Below are 14,833 nucleotides of genomic sequence, written 5' to 3'. Positions count from 1 at the left end.
AACCGTCTTCCAAGTAATAGTGTGCGACAACTGAACCACTGCGGAAACATCGAAGCCGCCAGCAGAAAGGGAGGCGCCATGGTCGCGACCCTTCCGAAGCCCGATCTTCGCTACACCTGGAAGGTCACGGCATCCAGCTTCCTCGGCAACACGCTGGAGTACTACGACTTCCTCGTCTACGGGACGGCGGCCGCCGTCGTCTTCCCCAAAGTCTTCTTCCCCGACGCCAGCGGCTTCGTGGCCACGCTGTCCGCCTTCGGCACGTTCGCCGTCGGCTTCCTCGCCAGACCCTTGGGCGGCCTCTTCTTCGGCAGCCGGGGCGACCGGCACGGCCGCAAGTCCACCCTGATGGTCACGCTCGTCGTGATGGGCCTCAGCACCATCCTCATCGGCCTGCTGCCGAGCTACGGGACGATCGGAATGTGGGCCCCGATCCTGCTGGTGGTGCTGCGGCTGATGCAGGGGTTCGCGGTCGGCGGTGAGTGGGGCGGCTCCATGATCATCGTATTGGAGTCAGCGCCGCCGAACCGCCGCGGCTTCTTCAGCGCCTGGCCCAACACCGGCGGCTTCTCCGCGCAGATCCTCATCACCGGGGTCTTCGCCTACATCTACACGCTCCCCAACGACCAGTTGCTGAGCTGGGGATGGCGGATCCCGTTCCTGCTGTCGGCCGTCGTCCTCATCGTGACGTTCTGGATGCGGCGCAGCCTGCACGAGACCCCCGTCTTCACCGAGGCCGTGGCCGGTGACAAGGAGGGTGAGGCGGGCGCGGTGGAGGCCGAGCGTCCCAAGCACGGCCCGATCCGTACGATCTTCGTGGACGACTGGCGCAACCTGCTGCTGATCATCGGCCTCCGCTTCGCTGAGGCGCTGCCGTACTTCCTGCTCACGGTGTTCGCGCTGTCCTACGGCAGCAGCGCGCTCGGCCTGGAGAAGAGCCAGCTGAACAACGCGATCCTCATCGCCGCCGTGCTCTCCTTCGTCAGCCACGGCGTGTTCTCCGCGATCTCCGACAGGATCGGGCGGCGGCCGGTCTACTTCTTCGGCGCGGTCGTGGTGTTCGTGATGGCCTTCCCGTTCTTCGCGATGCTGCACAGCGGGTCGATGGTGCTGATCGTGCTCGGTTACGTGCTGGTGCTGAACCTCGGGCACAACGCCATCAACGCCATCCAGCCCGCGTTCTTCGCCGAGCTGTTCCCCGCCGAGCGCCGCTACACCGGCGCCGCGGCCGGCCGCGAGATCGCCTCCATCTTCGCGGGCGGCCTGACCCCGTTCGTCGCCACCGCCCTGGCCGGCGCGGACGGCGCCCGCTGGCCGCTGGTCGCCGGGTACGTCATGCTCGGCGCCCTGATCACCATGTTCGCGGTGTGGAAGGCGCCGGAGTCCTTCCGCCGCGACCTCAGCGCCACGGGCAAGACCGTCCGCTGATCACATCCTCCAGTCCTCGACCGGCCCCTGACCGACGGGGCCGGTCGGGCTGAACCCGACGGGCAGGGCCTCCAGGCCGCGCATCCACACCGACGCCCGCCAGCGCAGCTCCTCCGGCTCCCCGAGGAGGTGCACGTCGGGCAGCCGGTCCAGCAGCACCTCGATGGCCGTCTTGACGATGATCTCCCCGAGCTCCGGCGCGGGGAACGGGCAGCCGTACTCGCCGTGGCTGAACGACATGTGCGCCCGGTTGGCGCCCGAATGGGCGTGCGCGGCCGGCCGCACCTGCGGATCGGCGTTGGCCGCCGCGAACCCGAGCAGCAGCAGGTCGCCCCTGCGCACGCGCTTCCCGCCCAGGTCGCAGTCCCGTACGGCGAAGCGCGAGGGCATGTTCTGCACGGGCGGGTCCATCCACAGCACCCTGATCAGCGCCTCGCCGACGCTGCTGCGACCGCCCTGGAGCGTCATCGAGAAGTCGTCGTCGATCAGCATGAGCCGCAGCGTGTTGCCGATCCAGTTGGCGGTGGCGGCGTGGGAGGCCGCTATCAGCACCAGCAGGTCCTGGATGATCTCCAGCTCGGACAGCCCGGCCGGATGCGCCAGCAGGTAAGAAGTGAGGTCGTGCCCCGGCCGGTCGCGCTTGGCGGCCATCAGCCCGCCCATGCGGTCCTGGACGCGGAGGAACCCGGCGAAGGACTCCTCGCCGCCGTCCAGCATGAAGCCCAGGTCCTCGATCAGCTCCGGCAGCTCGGACTCCGCCAGGCCGTAGAGCCGGGCGATGACCTGGGCCGGGGTCCGGTAGGCGTACTGGGCGATCAGGTCGGCCCGGCCGTACCCGGCGAACTCGTCGATCAGGAGGTCGGCGACCTGCTCGCAGATCGCGGTCAGCTCGGTGCGGTCGATGGTGTCCAGCGCGTCGCCGATGGCGCCGCCGCGCCGCTTGCGCTCGGCGCCCTCGGTGAACATCAGGGACGGCGTCCACTCCAGGTACGCCCGCGACGGCCAGTCCTCGGGGATCCGGTCCTTCAGGTTCCAGCGCCTGGGGTCGCGGCCGAAGAGCTGCGGCTGGCTGGTCACGTGGTGCAGCTCGCGGTAGCCGGCCACGAGCCAGGCCGGTACGTCGTCGTCGAGCAGGATCGGCACGATCGGGCCGTGCTTGCGGCGCATCTCCTCGTACACCGCGGACGGGTCGGCGAAGACCTCGGGCCCGTACATCCGCACGGCGTCGGCGTGGCCGGTGTAGCCCTCCAGCAGTGGGTTGGTCACGACGTGCTCTCCGGGGCCGAACGGGCGTTCATACGGGTGATGTGCTCCACGAGCGTGATGAGCACGTGCTTGGACGAGGACCGCTTCCGCGCGTCGCACTCGATGAGCGGCACGTCGGGCGACAGCGCGAGCGCGTCGCGCACGGCGTCCAGCGAGGGCCCGTCGGCGAAGCGGTTGACGGCCACGACGAACGGCATCCGGTGGTGCTCAAGCCGGTCGATGGAGTACCACGAGTCCTCCACGCGCCTGGTGTCCACCAGGACGACCGCGCCCAGGCTGCCCGCGAAGAGCTGATCCCACACGAACCAGAAGCGCTCCTGCCCCGGCGCTCCGAACAGGTACAGGACCTTGTCCGGCGTCACCGTGATCCGGCCGAAGTCGAAGGCCACCGTGGTGGTGGTCTTCTCCCGCACCCGGCTGGCGTCGTCGATGCCCACGCTGGCCTGGGTCATGACCTCCTCGGTGCTCAGCGGGCGGATCTCGCTCACCGAGCCGACCATGGTCGTCTTGCCCACGCCGAAGCCGCCGACAACCACGATCTTCAGTGCGTCCAGGGCGGTTTCGCGGAGCGGTGTACGTACGTCGTCAGAGGTCTTGGAGGGCACTGAGCACCTGCCTCAGAGTTTCGGGATCCGGCCGCCCGAACTGGAGGGCGGCCGACGGGTGACGGACGGTGATGCGGCCGGTGTCCAGCAGGTCGCGCAGCAGGATCTTCACCACGCTCACCGGCAGCCGCAGCTCGGCGGAGATCTCCACCACCGCCGTCGGCTGCCGGGTCAGCTGGAGGATCCTGACGTGCTCCGACTGCATGCCGGGGGCCGGCTCGCACTCGCTGACGATCAGGGAGACCGAGTCGAACGCGTTCTCGTCGGCGCGGGTGCGGCCGCCGGTGACCGTGTAGAGCCGGTCCGGGTTCTCCCGGTCGATCGGGCGCGGCGTCATGGGCGATCGACGCCTGGCTGCGCTCTCCGCGGCGCCGCGGAGAGGAAGACGCCGATCTGCTCGACCATCTCGTTCATGTTGTGCGCGATCAGGCCCACGTCGCCGTCCTCGTCGGCCACCACGGCGAGGTGGGCGCCCTCGCCGGCCGGCACGATGAGCAGCAGCCCGCCGGCGAACTCCACCATCGCCTGCCCCGCGCCGATGCCGTCGCCGAACTCGGCGGAGGCGCTCAGCGACAGGCTCTGGATGCCCGCGGCCAGGGCCGCGAGCTGGTCGGCGCGGTCCCGCTCCAGGCCGGCGGTGACGCACATCTTGAGTCCGTCCCTGGTCAGGACGAGGACGTACCTGACCCCGGGGGTCTTCTCCTTGAGGTTCTCAAGCAGCCAGTCGAGCTCGCGATCGGTGGTGCCTGCAGCGTCGATAGTGCTCATCGAAACGACGGGGCGGGCGTCCGGCGCGGGCGCCGGAGGGGCCGCCCCTGCCTCCTTACTGTGATCCGATAAGTTCCGGTGACCGACGGCGCGTGCTCACGCATCGTCCGCGGCTGGAGCAGTGGCCGGGGATTCGGCCGGCGGAGACGTTGTCCGGTTGCGGCCGCCCGCCTGGCGGAACGCGGCGAACCTGGCCGCCGAGTCGCGCCCCTCGCGCGCCACCGGCCGGGCCGCCGGCGCCTGCCGCGCCTTCATCGCCTCGGCCAGCGTCTGCCCGCGCTGCCGCCTGGGCAGCAGCTCCTCGCCGGTCGGATGCTCCTCCGCGGGCACGGACTCCGTGGGCGGCGCGGCCTGCGCGGGCACGGCCGGCGGCTGCGCGGCAGCCGTACTGGGCTGCGTGATCAGTACGCGCGGGATCAGCACCACGACCCCGGTGCCGCCGCGGGCCGACGGCCGGAAGCTCACCGTGAGGCCGTACTTGTCGACCAGGCGCCCCACCACCGCGAGGCCCAGCCTGGTGCCGGAGAGCGTGCGCAGGTCGAGCGGCTCGGACACGAGCTTGGTCGCGTGGTGCCGCTCGCGCGGCCGCATGCCGAGGCCGCTGTCGTCGATCGTGATCACCACACCGGCGTCCTCCTCGTCCGCGTACACGTGCACCTCCGTGCCGTGCGCCGAGAACGTGGCGGCGTTGTCCATCAGCTCGGCCAGCGTGTGCATCACGCCTTCCGCGGCGTACCCGGCCACGGCGACGGTGCTGGTGGAGTGGAGCCGGATGCGGCGGTAGGCGCCGATGCGGCCCATGGCGCCGCGCAGGATGCTCTCCATGACGATCGGCCGCGTCCACCGCCGCCCGGACCGGCCGCCGCTCAGCAGGGCGATGTTGTCGGCCAGGCGGCTGAGCTGGGAGACCCGGTGGTCGAGGTCGAGCAGGTCGCTGAGGATCTCCTCGTGCTCGCCGTACTGCTCCTCCAGGCCGCGCAGCTGGGCGAGCAGGCTGGTCGCCTGGGCCTGTACCCGGGCCGCGGCGCCGGCGCAGGCGGCCATGACCGCGGCGCCCCCGCGCTCGCTCTCGCCGAGCTGCTCCGCCGTCTCGCCGAGCAGGTCACGCAGCGGGCCGTACGCGGGCTGGCCCACTTCGGCCAGTGCCGCGCGGACCGACATCCGGTCCGTCCGGATCCGCCGTACGAGCTCCGGCATCGTCTCGGCGGACAGCCGCGAGATCTCGTCCTCCATCGCCTGGCGGGCCGCGCGGGCGTTGGTCTCCGCCACCGCGCGTGCCTTCTGGGCGGCGGCGCGGTCGCGCTGGAGCAGGTCCAGCTCGCTGCCGATCGCCTGGACGAGCGGCTGCACCGAGGTCTCCACGATCCGCGACACGCTGGTGAGCGCGTCGGCGAGCGGCACGCCCTCGCGTACCTGGCGCCCGAGCGCGGGCAGCGCCTCCTCGGCCACCCGCGCGTTCTCGCGGCGCAGCCACATATAGCGCGCCTCCGCCCACCTGGCCTGCTCGCGCAGCTGGCGGGCGGTGGCGGCGTAGTGCACGGCCGCGCCGGCGGCGCCGGCCAGCAGCAGGGCCGAGCCTCCGCCGACGGTCGCCATCAGCCCCATGGCGCCGGCCGGGGCGGCCAGGATCGCCCACAGCCACAGACCGGCGGTGACGATCAACGTGCCCAGAGAGGCGGTGACCGCCAGCTCCTTCGGGGAGAGCCTTCGCTGTGTCGTCCGTTGAGGTACGTCTGCTTGCATGTTCTGGGAGTCCTCAGAGCGGGGGGTGGTGTGCCCTTTTCACGCATGCGATCGGGAACGGCACACACCGTAGCACCACGGGTATCTCAAGAACAGACAAGCGCTCCTTAACCATTCGCTTCAGCAGCAACCGGGACAAGACAGCGTGGTGTCCCGCACGTGGCCTGGGTCTTTGAGAGGACAGGGGTGGCGTCGGCGGGGTGGGGCGGGTCGCTAGACCTCCTCGGCGACCCCCAGGTACATCACTCCGGGGTTCGACGGGTTGAACGCGATGGAGGTGACCCGGTCGTAGGCGTTGTGGTTGACGGTGACCCGGTTCCGGCGGGCGTCGTACTTGTAGATGTCGGTGCCGGTCGCCGCCCATCCCGTGCCGAAGTCGAAGTACAGCACCCCCGGGTCCGTCGGGTGGGGCGCGAGCAGCGGGCCGTTGGCGAGGGTGACCCCGTCGCCGTGGTCCACGACCGGGGCGAAGCGCCGGCCCCCGTCGAACGAGCGGTAGATGTGCCGCCCGCCGGACGGCGCGCCCCCGTCGGCCTCCCCGATGTCGAGGCCCATCGCGTACACGACGTTGGGGGCGGCCGGGGAGATCGCGGCGCTGAACACGTTGACCTTGCCGCCGGTCTTGCTCAGGCCGGTGGAGGCGGTCCAGGTCCGGCCGCCGTCGAAGGTGACGCGGGCGCCGGTATCGGAGCCGCCCACCACCACGTGGTTCAGGTCGTACGGGTCGAACACCGCCGTGTAGACCAGCACGAGATCGCCCTGCGCCCAGGCGGGCACCCCGACGGTCCGCCAGGTGCGCCCGCCGTCCCGCGACTCGTGGAGCTGCCCGCGGCCGTCGGAGACCCGCAGGCGGTCGCCGCGGTAGCGGTCGACGCCGAGCCCGGCCACCTCGCCGGCGGGTGAGGTGAGCTGGGTGACGGCGCCGGACGTGGCGAGGGTGAGGTTGCCGTCGCGGTCCCAGGCGTAGGCCCGGCCGCCGCGGGCCGCGACCAGCTCGGTGTTCCTGCCGTTCACCTTGCCGACCGTCGCCCAGGTACAGCCCGCGTCCTGCGAGGTCAGCAGCGCGTTGTTCGACATGGCGAGCAGTTCGTCAGGACGGTCGAGGGCGACGAGCCCGGTGGTGTAGACGACCGGCCGCAGCACCTGGCTGGTCGGCGCGATCGTCCTGCCGTCGTTGCGCGTGTACGTCACCGAGCCGTCGCCGTTGACGGTCCCGCAGGCCGGCTGACGCCAGCGGCCGAAGGGCTCGTCGTCCGCGGCGGCGGGCCCGGCGGCCGACAGGACCACAAGCGCGGTCGTGACTCCGATGGTGAATGCCTTCTTCAACACTGCCTCCCCGAACAGGCCGGACTTACGGATCCGTCCTATCGGGGACGGGAGCGCACGGGCTAGGCCGACGAAGAGCGGATTTGTGACATGGCAGGTATCTGACACACTTGCCGATCATGGATACGGACGAGAACGCGCTCGCCGCCGTCGGGGTGGACGCCGAGGACGAGCGGATCTACCGCGACCTGCTGCGCCGGCCCCGCGCAACGCTGCCCGAGCTGGCCGCGCACACCGGCCGCACCACGGTGGCCCTGCGCCGCGCCTGCTCCCGGCTGGAGGCGCTGGGCCTGGTCAGCCGCATGGCGGGCCGTCCGGTCCGGTTCCTGCCGACCCGGCCCGACGTCGCGGTGGCCGCCCTGATCTCGCGCCGGGAGGAGGGGCTGGCCCAGGCGCGGCTGGCCGCCCTCGCGCTGCTCGCCGAGACGCCGCGTACGGAGAACCAGGCCCCCGAGGAGCTGGTCGAGGTCGTGCAGGGTCAGGCGGCGGTGGTGCAGCGGTTCACCCAGCTGCAGCAGACCGCGACCGAGGAGCTCCTGGTGCTGGACCGGCCGCCGTACGCGCAGGACCCCGGCCAGCAGAACGTCGCCGAGATGGACCGCCTCGCGCACGGCCTCCTGGTGCGCGGCATCTACGACGCCGCGGCCCTGGAGATCCCCGGCAAGCTGCGCCTCGCCCAGGAGGCCGTGGCCGCCGGCGAGCAGGCCAGGATCAGCCCCGAGGTCCCCATGAAGCTGGCCATCGCCGACCGGAGGACCGCCATCCTGCCGCTGAGCACGGCCGCGACCTCGCACGCCGACAGCGCGGTCATCGTGCACTCCTCGACGCTGCTCGACGCGCTGGTCACGCTGTTCGAGGTCCTGTGGCGGTCGGCGCTGCCGCTGCCCGCCAAGCCGCTCGCGACGCTCCCCTCCGGCCCGGCCGAGCTGCCCGACCCGGAGCTGTTCACGCTGCTCGCGGCCGGGCTCAAGGACGAGGCGGTCGCGCGCCAGCTCGGCGTGAGCCTGCGGACCGTGCATCGGCGGGTCAGCGAGCTGATGGACCGGCTCGGCGCGCGCACCCGCTTCCAGGCCGGGCTGCTCGCCGCCCGCCGCGGCTGGTGGGGCGCGGACTAGCGGGCATCCCGGCAGGTGGAGCGCTGGAGGGCGTCGCCGTGGGCCATCAGGTGGGCCGCCGCCAGCGAGCTCCAGGGGCTCCACCGTTCCAGGCAGGCGGCGGGGTCGAGGCCGAGATCGTCGAGTGCGGCGCGGAGAGAGGGGTCGGCCAGGGGGAACGCGTCGGGGTGCCCGAGCCGGAAGGCCAGGTCGTGGCGTAGGTCGCGATCCGCGTACGGCAGGGCCGCCATCGTGTCCGGTCCCGTGCCGTGACCGAGCGCCTCGTGCTCACCGGCCACGTCGGCCGCGAGCGCCCCGACCACGGACGCCTCCGCCCCGATCATGGACGCCTCCGCGGCGGTCACGGACGCCTCCGTCGCGATCGCGGTCGCCTCCGGGAAAGTGTGCGTGAGGCCGCCCGGCAGCCCGGGCACCCTCGTCCCCAGCGTGGCCACGAACGCCCCGAGCCGGTCCGCCGTCTCCCCCGCTGTCCTGCCGCGCCCGAGCACGGCCCGTACCCCAACCTCCAGGGCGCTCCAGGCCCCCGGCACGGCGAGCCTCGGCCGGGCCCGTATCAGCGGTCCGAGCACCGGATCGGCCGACAGCGCCGCCACCCCCGCCCCGTGGTCGGCCTCCACGCCGAGCAGCCGCGTGACCTGCCCCACCACGTGGATCAGCCCCTCCCAGTACGGCAGGTGGGCCCGCAGCAGCAGGTGTCCCTCGCCGCCCGGCGACACCTCCAACACCCCGGGCGCGCCGTCCACGGTGATCGTGCGCCGATAGGTGTCGCCGTCCACCTCCTCGACCCCCGGCACGGCCCGTACGGCGAGGAAGTCCCGCACGGCGACCCAGTCGTAGCCGGGCACGAACGGCAGCCGCAGCACCAGCCCGCCGTCGGCCACCAGCCGGTCGGCGCGCCGCCGCCGCTCGCGCAGGTCGGACGGCGCGGCGCGGAACACCTCCCGCATGGTCCGGTTGAACTGCCGCAGGCTCCCGAACCCCGAGGCGAAGGCCACGTCGAGCACCGTCAGCTCGGAGTCGTCCAGGAGCCGCCGGGCGAAGTGCGCCCGCCGCGAACGCGCGAGCTGGTCGGGCGTCGCGCCCAGGTGCCTGAGGAACAGCCGGCGCAGGTGCCGCGGCGACATGCCGATGCGCGCCGCCAGCGCCGCCTCGGTGCCGTCGTCCAGCACGCCGTCGATGATCAGCTGCCACGCACGGCACACCAGCTCGGGCGTGCCGGCCTCGATCGAGGCCGCCACCCGGTACGGCCGGCAGCGCAGGCACGCCCGGAACCCCGCGGCCTCGGCGGCGGCCGGGTGCTCGTACGTGCGCGTGTTGCGGAGCAACGGCTTGGCTCCGCAACCAGGCCGGCAGTAGATGCCGGTGGTGACGACGGCGGAGTACGTGGTCATGCCCTAGATGTACGTCATGCGCGCGTGGCCTGGAGGCGGCTGGAGAAGTTGACGCTGATCCGGACCCCGGCCGGAGCCGTCTGCTTGGGCACGCAGTGCCGCCAGTCGCGCTGGCACCGCCCGCCCATCACCACCAGATCCCCACCGGCCGGCGTCAGCGCGACGCTGCGCCCGCCGGTCCTCGGCTTGAGCAGGAACCGGCGCGTCGCCCCGAGGCTGAGCACCGGGACCACGCACTCGTCGCGCCGGCACGTCTGCCAGTCGCCGTGCCACCCGGTGCTGTCGCGGTGGTCACGGTAGAGGTTCACCCAGAGCCCGTCGTACGGGACGCCATAATGCTCCGACAGCGCGGCGGTGATCGCGAGGAGCAAGGGCTCGGGCACCTCGGCCAGGTCGGTGTACTCGGCGGTGAGCCGCGGCTCGACGTACTTCTTGTCGAACATCCACCGGTCGCGCTGCTCCCAGCCGGCCTTCTCCAGCAGCGAGTCGAGCAGGTGCCGGCTGCCGCGCAGCCAGCCGGGGACGTGCTCGACCCATGAGGTGGCGTCGAGCCGGATGCGGCGCGCGCCGGCGAACGTGGGATCGAACCCCGGCTCCTCCACGGCCGGGTCCGTCTCCAGGAAGAGCGGCGGTTGCAAGGTGGACCTCCCGATGTCGCGTACCCGCAACATGGTGCGCGCGAGCCCGTGGGCAAGTCCGGCCACATCCGGACAACGCCAGTCCGTTCGCGTCTGGCCGGACCCGGCCTAGCTCCCGAACCCGGTGCGCCAGGTGGCATGCCGCGGCCGCCACCCGAGCGAGCGGGCGAGGCCGTTGTCGGCGCCGCGCTGCCAGCCGGCCCGCCCGTCGGTGGGAGCGGGGGCGGGAGCCCCGACGGCGGCGGCCAGCGCGGGCAGCCACTCGCGGGCGGGGGCGGGCTCGTCGTCCACGATGTTGACGGTCCCGCTCGGCCAGCGCAGCGCGGCGACGGTCGCCTCGGCCGCGTCCTCGACGTGCACGAACGAGCTGACCGCGGCGTCGGCGGCCAGGCCGCTGAGGAAGACCGAGGCCGGGTCGCCGGTGGGGCCGCCGTTGCGCAGCACGTCCGCCACGAGGCCGCCGGGCCGGTACCACGTGCCGGGTCCGTAGAAGAGGCCGTAGCGCAGCACGACGTGCTCGTCCAGCTCCGCGACGGCCTCTTCGAGCGCCCGGACGCCGCCGACGACGCCCGAGCGCGGCGCGGGCGCGGTCACGTCCAGCGGCGTGTCCTCCGTGGCCGGGGCGTCGCCCGCCTCGTACGCCCAGGCGATGGACTGGGCGACGATGCGGCGCACGCCGGCCCGCTTGGCGGCGTCGACCAGGTTGCGGGTGCCGATCCTGCGGATGCGGCCGTTGTCGGCGGGGGTGCCGCCGTTCAGCGCGGTCAACTGGTGGACGATCGCGTCGGGCGCGGCCTCGGCCACCGCGCGGGCGACCGCCTCGGCGTCGAAGACGTCCAGCCGTATGGCGTCGGCGCCTTGAGCGCGCAGCCGGTCGAGGCCGGAGTCGGCACGGGAGCTGCCCGTGACGCGGTGACCGGCCTCGACCAGCAGGGGGACGAGGTAACGGCCGATGGCGCCGGCGGCACCGGCGACGAAGACGTGCATGCGAGAGGTTTCCTTGCGTTGGGCGGCGTGGGCGGTCGGGCGGATCGACGCTCGCACGGCCAGGCTAGGAGACAACTGTCCCAGTATTATGGTCCAGTCATCGGCCGGAAAATTGGACCATTTACATGACCGACGCGCTCGGGCCCGAGCTCCTGCTGGAGCTGCCCGGCTGGGGTTCTCGTGGCAGGGCGCTGGAGGAGGCGCTGCGGTCCGCGATCCGCGGCGGGCGGCTCGTGGCCGGCACGCGCCTGCCGTCGAGCCGCGATCTCGCCTCCCAGCTGGGGCTGTCGCGGGGGACGGTGACGCAGGCGTACGAGCAGCTGGTGGCCGAGGGCTGGCTGACGGCGCGGCAGGGCTCGGGCACTCGCGTGGCGGCGGGCACCGCGGAGGCCCCGGTTCGTTCCGGGAGGTCGGCGGGCTCGGCAGAGGCCGCGTCGGGGCGCTTCGACCTGCGGCCCGGGCGGCCGGACGCGTACGCGTTCCCCCGCGAGGCGTGGGCCCGTGCGATGCGGCACGTCCTCCGGGAGGCGCCGACCGAGGTGTTCGGGTTCGGCGACCCGCGGGGGCGCATCGAGCTGCGCACGGCGCTGGCGTCGTATCTCGGCCGGACCCGCGGCGTCCGGGTCGATCCCGCCAACCTGATCGTCTGCTCCGGGTACACGCAGGCGCTCGGCCTGCTGGCGGAGGTCTTCACCGAGCTGGGCGTGCGTACGGCGGGCATGGAGGACCCGGCCATCGGCGACCACGTCCGCCTCCTGGCCGGCCGGCTGCGCGTCGCCGCCGTCCCCGTGGACGCGGCGGGCCTGCGCGTGGACGCGCTGCGCGACTCGGGCGCCGAGGTGGCCGTCTGCACGCCGGCGCACCAGTTCCCGCTGGGCGTGAGCATGGCGCCGGAGCGCCGCTCCGAGCTGCTGGAATGGGCGGACGACAACCTCGGCTGGATCGTCGAGGACGACTACGACGGCGAGTTTCGCTATGACCGGCATCCGATCGCCGCGCTCCAGTCCCGCCGCCCGTCCAGGATCGTGTACGCGGGCTCGACCAGCAAGACCATCGGCCCCGCCGTCCGGCTGGGCTGGATCGCCTGCCCGCCGCTGCTGCTGGAGCCGCTCACGGAGGCCAAGCGGCGGGCGCGCGAGACCCGGCCCCTGGAGCAGCTGGCCCTCGCGCGCATGATCGAGCTGGGCGACTACGACCGCCACCTGCGCACGATGCGCCGCGGCTACCAGCGGCGCCGGGACACGCTGGTCGCCGCCGTGCGATCCGGCCTGCCGGACGTCCGGGTACGCGGCATCGACGCCGGCCTGCACGCCCTGCTCGAACTGCCCTCCGCGCCGTCGGAGCGGGCCGTCGTGGAGGCGGCGCGGGCGGCCTCGGTCGACGTGCACCCGCTGGGCGAGTACATGCGCGGCGACCGCGACCGGCACCCGCCGTCGCTGGTCGTCGGGTACGCCACGCCGCCGGCCCACTCCTACCCCGCCGCGCTCGACGCGCTGATCCGCGGCCTGCGCCGGCTCTGACCGGAACCCCGCGTTCGCCTGACTCGTTTTCTCATCAGAACGGGGTTCCCGGGGGAAAGGCGGACATGGTCACGAGTGAGCGGCGGCTGAGAAGGCGCGCCCGCCGGCAGGCGGGCAGGTTCGTGTCGGTGCCTCCGGAGAAGCGCCGGCGCCTGACCCAGCGGCAGCGCCGGCGGATGGCGCGCCAGGCCAGGGCGGACGCCGCGCAGCGCCGCTCGGTGTGGCGGGAGTGGGGACCGGTCACGGCGATCACGCTGGCCGCCTTCGAGCTGATCTACTTCTTCCTGGTCGCCGACATGGTCGGGGGGACGAGCGTCGCCGGTGTGGTCGTGACGGGCGCCATCGGCTGCGTCACGGTCTGCTCCAGATTCGTGCAGGAATATACGACGTCGAACAGCGCCGATTCCAGGGCCGTTCCGTTCCTCGTCGTGGCCGTGGTCTCGGTGGCCGTGACGCTGGTCGCCGTGGGCGCCGAGACGCTGTCGAAGATGCTCTGAACCCGTCTCGTACGAACGTGTTTTCGAGTAAACTGCCGGCATGCCGAACCCGCTGGCCCTCAGCCTGGAGAGCGCGCGACGCCTGGCGGTGACGTGCCAGCACCTGGCCGGCCCGCGTCCCGGCGGCGGTCTCGACGGGCTGCGGCAGGTGCTGCGCACGCTGCGGTGCCTGCAGCTCGACCCGATCGACGCGGTGGCCCGCAGCCACTTCCTGGTGCTCTGGAGCAGGCTCGGCGGCTACGACCGCGCCGACCTCGACACGCTGCTGTGGCAGGAGCGCTGGCTCTTCGAATACTGGGCGCACGCCGCGTCGATCGTGCTGGCGGAGGACTATCCGATCCACCACGTCATGATGCGCGGCTACGCGACGGGCGAGTCCCCGCACGCGCAGCGGGTGCGCGGCTGGATGGAGGCCAACGACGAGCTGCGGCGGCACGTCCTCGACCGCTTACGCACGGCCGGTCCGCTGCCGCCGGGGGCGTTCGACGACCTCACGAGCGTGCCCTGGCAGTCGAGCGGGTGGACCAACGGCCGCAGCGTCGAGCGGATGCTCGACTTCCTGTGGTTCCAGGGCAACATCATGGTGGCCGGCCGGGCGGGCCGCACCCGCCACTGGGACCTGGCCGAGCGCTGGCTGCCCGCCTGGGCCGACGCCACGCCGCTGCCCCGGCGGGAGGCGGTGTCACTGGCGGCCGAGCACGCGCTGCGCGCCCTCGGCGTGGCCCGCGTGGCCGACATCGAACGCCACTTCATCCGCGACCGCTACCCCGAGCTCCCCGAGGTCCTGGACGAGCTCCAGCGCTCCGGCCGCGTGGTGCCCGCCGAGGTCGAGGGCGGCACCGAGCGCTGGCACGTGCACCGTGACGTCCTCGGGCTGCTGGAGCGCGAGTGGCAGCCGCGCACCACGCTGCTGTCGCCGTTCGACAACCTCATCTGCGATCGGGCGCGCACCGAGCGGCTGTGGGGCTTCGAGTTCCGTACGGAGATGTACGTGCCCAAGCACAAGCGGCTCTACGGCTACTACATCATGCCGATCCTGCACGGCGAGCGGCTCATCGGGCGACTGGTGCCCCGCTTCGACCGGCGCAAGCAGGTGCTGGAGATCGAGGGCCTGTTCCCGGAGCCCGGCCTCCCGGGCGACGAGGTCTCCGTCCGGGCCGTCGGGGCGGCGGCGACCGAGCTTGCCGCGTTCACGGGGGCTCGCGAGGTCGCCTACGCGGCCACCGTACCGGCGCCCTGGCGGGCCGCCTCGGGCTGAGCTGCGGCATCGCGCATCCCCGTTCGATTCCCTCGATCGCGGGCAAGTAGGGCATGCTAAAGATCCGTCAGCATCCGCTCTCGCATCACCAGGAAAGCCGTAGTCATCCACCCCGTCACCGCCCGCAGCACCCGGCGATGGATCCGCACAGGACGTCTGACCAGCGACGACGTCTCCCAGCCCATCGCCCGCGCGACGGTGCCGTGTCGCCCCGAAACCCCGCTCAGCGCGGCGATCACGCCTTTACCCTGCTGTGATCACATATAGCAATCTCATGACTACTTTTCGTTA

At 72.6% G+C, this 14,833-nt stretch carries 15 protein-coding genes; 5 read left to right on the top strand and 10 right to left on the bottom strand.

From position 1 onward, the window contains the following. Positions 1 to 78: 78 nt before the first annotated feature. On the top strand, positions 79 to 1,428 hold the full coding sequence (locus tag ACIHFD_RS23040; RefSeq protein ID WP_397368638.1) for an MFS transporter: 1,350 nt from the start codon (positions 79 to 81) through the stop codon (positions 1,426 to 1,428). On the opposite strand, the gene ACIHFD_RS23035 is transcribed toward ACIHFD_RS23040, so the two are convergent. The 6 genes from ACIHFD_RS23035 to ACIHFD_RS23010 form a co-directional block, all read right to left on the bottom strand. Then, entirely contained in the window at positions 1,429 to 2,694 is a 1,266-nt protein-coding gene (locus ACIHFD_RS23035) for a cytochrome P450 (protein ID WP_397368637.1), read from the bottom strand. After that, entirely contained in the window at positions 2,691 to 3,299 is a 609-nt protein-coding gene (locus ACIHFD_RS23030) for an ATP/GTP-binding protein (protein WP_350723419.1), read from the bottom strand. The genes ACIHFD_RS23035 and ACIHFD_RS23030 overlap by 4 nt, the downstream gene beginning before the upstream one ends. Continuing rightward, complete coding sequence (locus ACIHFD_RS23025; RefSeq protein ID WP_350723421.1) at positions 3,280 to 3,636, bottom strand: DUF742 domain-containing protein; 357 nt, start codon at positions 3,634 to 3,636, stop codon at positions 3,280 to 3,282. Before ACIHFD_RS23025 ends, ACIHFD_RS23030 begins: the two co-directional genes overlap by 20 nt. Next, complete coding sequence (locus ACIHFD_RS23020) at positions 3,633 to 4,067, bottom strand: roadblock/LC7 domain-containing protein (RefSeq protein WP_350723423.1); 435 nt, start codon at positions 4,065 to 4,067, stop codon at positions 3,633 to 3,635. Before ACIHFD_RS23020 ends, ACIHFD_RS23025 begins: the two co-directional genes overlap by 4 nt. A gap of 96 nt (positions 4,068 to 4,163) precedes the next feature. After that, positions 4,164 to 5,810, bottom strand: coding sequence for a sensor histidine kinase (locus ACIHFD_RS23015; protein ID WP_397368636.1), 1,647 nt, complete (start codon positions 5,808 to 5,810; stop codon positions 4,164 to 4,166). A 213-nt stretch (positions 5,811 to 6,023) separates the two neighbouring features. After that, positions 6,024 to 7,136, bottom strand: a complete 1,113-nt coding sequence (locus ACIHFD_RS23010) for a WD40/YVTN/BNR-like repeat-containing protein (protein WP_397368635.1) — start codon at positions 7,134 to 7,136, stop codon at positions 6,024 to 6,026. Positions 7,137 to 7,255: 119 nt separating this feature from the next. Between ACIHFD_RS23010 and ACIHFD_RS23005 the strand changes: the two genes are divergently transcribed. After that, on the top strand, positions 7,256 to 8,251 hold the full coding sequence (locus ACIHFD_RS23005) for a helix-turn-helix transcriptional regulator (protein WP_363978179.1): 996 nt from the start codon (positions 7,256 to 7,258) through the stop codon (positions 8,249 to 8,251). Here the strand turns inward: ACIHFD_RS23005 and ACIHFD_RS23000 are convergent. From ACIHFD_RS23000 to ACIHFD_RS22990, 3 genes are read right to left on the bottom strand one after another with little or no spacing between them, the layout of a single operon-like run. Then, on the bottom strand, positions 8,248 to 9,642 hold the full coding sequence (locus ACIHFD_RS23000; protein ID WP_397368634.1) for an AlkA N-terminal domain-containing protein: 1,395 nt from the start codon (positions 9,640 to 9,642) through the stop codon (positions 8,248 to 8,250). The two genes, ACIHFD_RS23005 and ACIHFD_RS23000, sit on opposite strands and share 4 nt — an antisense overlap. Positions 9,643 to 9,656: 14 nt before the next feature. Further along, a complete protein-coding gene (locus ACIHFD_RS22995) occupies positions 9,657 to 10,346 on the bottom strand; it encodes an alpha-ketoglutarate-dependent dioxygenase AlkB (protein ID WP_397368633.1) in 690 nt (229 codons plus the stop codon). Positions 10,347 to 10,388: 42 nt separating this feature from the next. After that, positions 10,389 to 11,267, bottom strand: coding sequence for an NAD-dependent epimerase/dehydratase family protein (locus tag ACIHFD_RS22990; RefSeq protein WP_397368632.1), 879 nt, complete (start codon positions 11,265 to 11,267; stop codon positions 10,389 to 10,391). 125 nt (positions 11,268 to 11,392) lie between these two features. Here ACIHFD_RS22990 and ACIHFD_RS22985 point away from each other — a divergent pair, with 125 nt between their 5' ends. The 3 genes from ACIHFD_RS22985 (at position 11,393) to ACIHFD_RS22975 (ending at position 14,542) form a co-directional block, all read left to right on the top strand. After that, entirely contained in the window at positions 11,393 to 12,787 is a 1,395-nt protein-coding gene (locus ACIHFD_RS22985) for a PLP-dependent aminotransferase family protein (RefSeq protein WP_397368631.1), read from the top strand. Positions 12,788 to 12,852: 65 nt separating this feature from the next. Further along, on the top strand, positions 12,853 to 13,284 hold the full coding sequence (locus tag ACIHFD_RS22980) for a hypothetical protein (protein WP_397368630.1): 432 nt from the start codon (positions 12,853 to 12,855) through the stop codon (positions 13,282 to 13,284). Between the two features lie 40 nt (positions 13,285 to 13,324). Then, positions 13,325 to 14,542 carry a winged helix-turn-helix domain-containing protein gene (locus ACIHFD_RS22975; protein ID WP_397368629.1) on the top strand — a complete coding sequence of 406 codons (1,218 nt, stop codon included), beginning with the start codon at positions 13,325 to 13,327 and terminating at the stop codon, positions 14,540 to 14,542. A 56-nt stretch (positions 14,543 to 14,598) separates the two neighbouring features. On the opposite strand, the gene ACIHFD_RS22970 is transcribed toward ACIHFD_RS22975, so the two are convergent. Further along, complete coding sequence (locus tag ACIHFD_RS22970) at positions 14,599 to 14,781, bottom strand: hypothetical protein (RefSeq protein WP_397368628.1); 183 nt, start codon at positions 14,779 to 14,781, stop codon at positions 14,599 to 14,601. Positions 14,782 to 14,833: the final 52 nt, after the last annotated feature.

Source organism: Nonomuraea sp. NPDC051941 (assembly GCF_044593615.1).
The sequence above is the reverse complement of the archived record's forward strand: the minus strand, read 5'-3'. Positions and strand labels throughout refer to the sequence as shown.

Bases quoted from the DNA above. Each gene is read 5' to 3' on its own strand.
- ACIHFD_RS22990 (WP_397368632.1), bottom strand. From the start codon at position 11,267: ATGCACGTCTTCGTCGCCGGTGCCGCCGGCGCCATCGGCCGTTACCTC.
- ACIHFD_RS22980 (WP_397368630.1), top strand. From the start codon at position 12,853: ATGGTCACGAGTGAGCGGCGGCTGAGAAGGCGCGCCCGCCGGCAGGCG.
- ACIHFD_RS23025 (WP_350723421.1), bottom strand. From the start codon at position 3,636: ATGACGCCGCGCCCGATCGACCGGGAGAACCCGGACCGGCTCTACACG.
- ACIHFD_RS23015 (WP_397368636.1), bottom strand. From the start codon at position 5,810: ATGCAAGCAGACGTACCTCAACGGACGACACAGCGAAGGCTCTCCCCG.
- ACIHFD_RS23000 (WP_397368634.1), bottom strand. From the start codon at position 9,642: ATGACCACGTACTCCGCCGTCGTCACCACCGGCATCTACTGCCGGCCT.
- ACIHFD_RS23005 (WP_363978179.1), top strand. From the start codon at position 7,256: ATGGATACGGACGAGAACGCGCTCGCCGCCGTCGGGGTGGACGCCGAG.
- ACIHFD_RS23040 (WP_397368638.1), top strand. From the start codon at position 79: ATGGTCGCGACCCTTCCGAAGCCCGATCTTCGCTACACCTGGAAGGTC.
- ACIHFD_RS22975 (WP_397368629.1), top strand. From the start codon at position 13,325: ATGCCGAACCCGCTGGCCCTCAGCCTGGAGAGCGCGCGACGCCTGGCG.
- ACIHFD_RS23020 (WP_350723423.1), bottom strand. From the start codon at position 4,067: ATGAGCACTATCGACGCTGCAGGCACCACCGATCGCGAGCTCGACTGG.
- ACIHFD_RS22985 (WP_397368631.1), top strand. From the start codon at position 11,393: ATGACCGACGCGCTCGGGCCCGAGCTCCTGCTGGAGCTGCCCGGCTGG.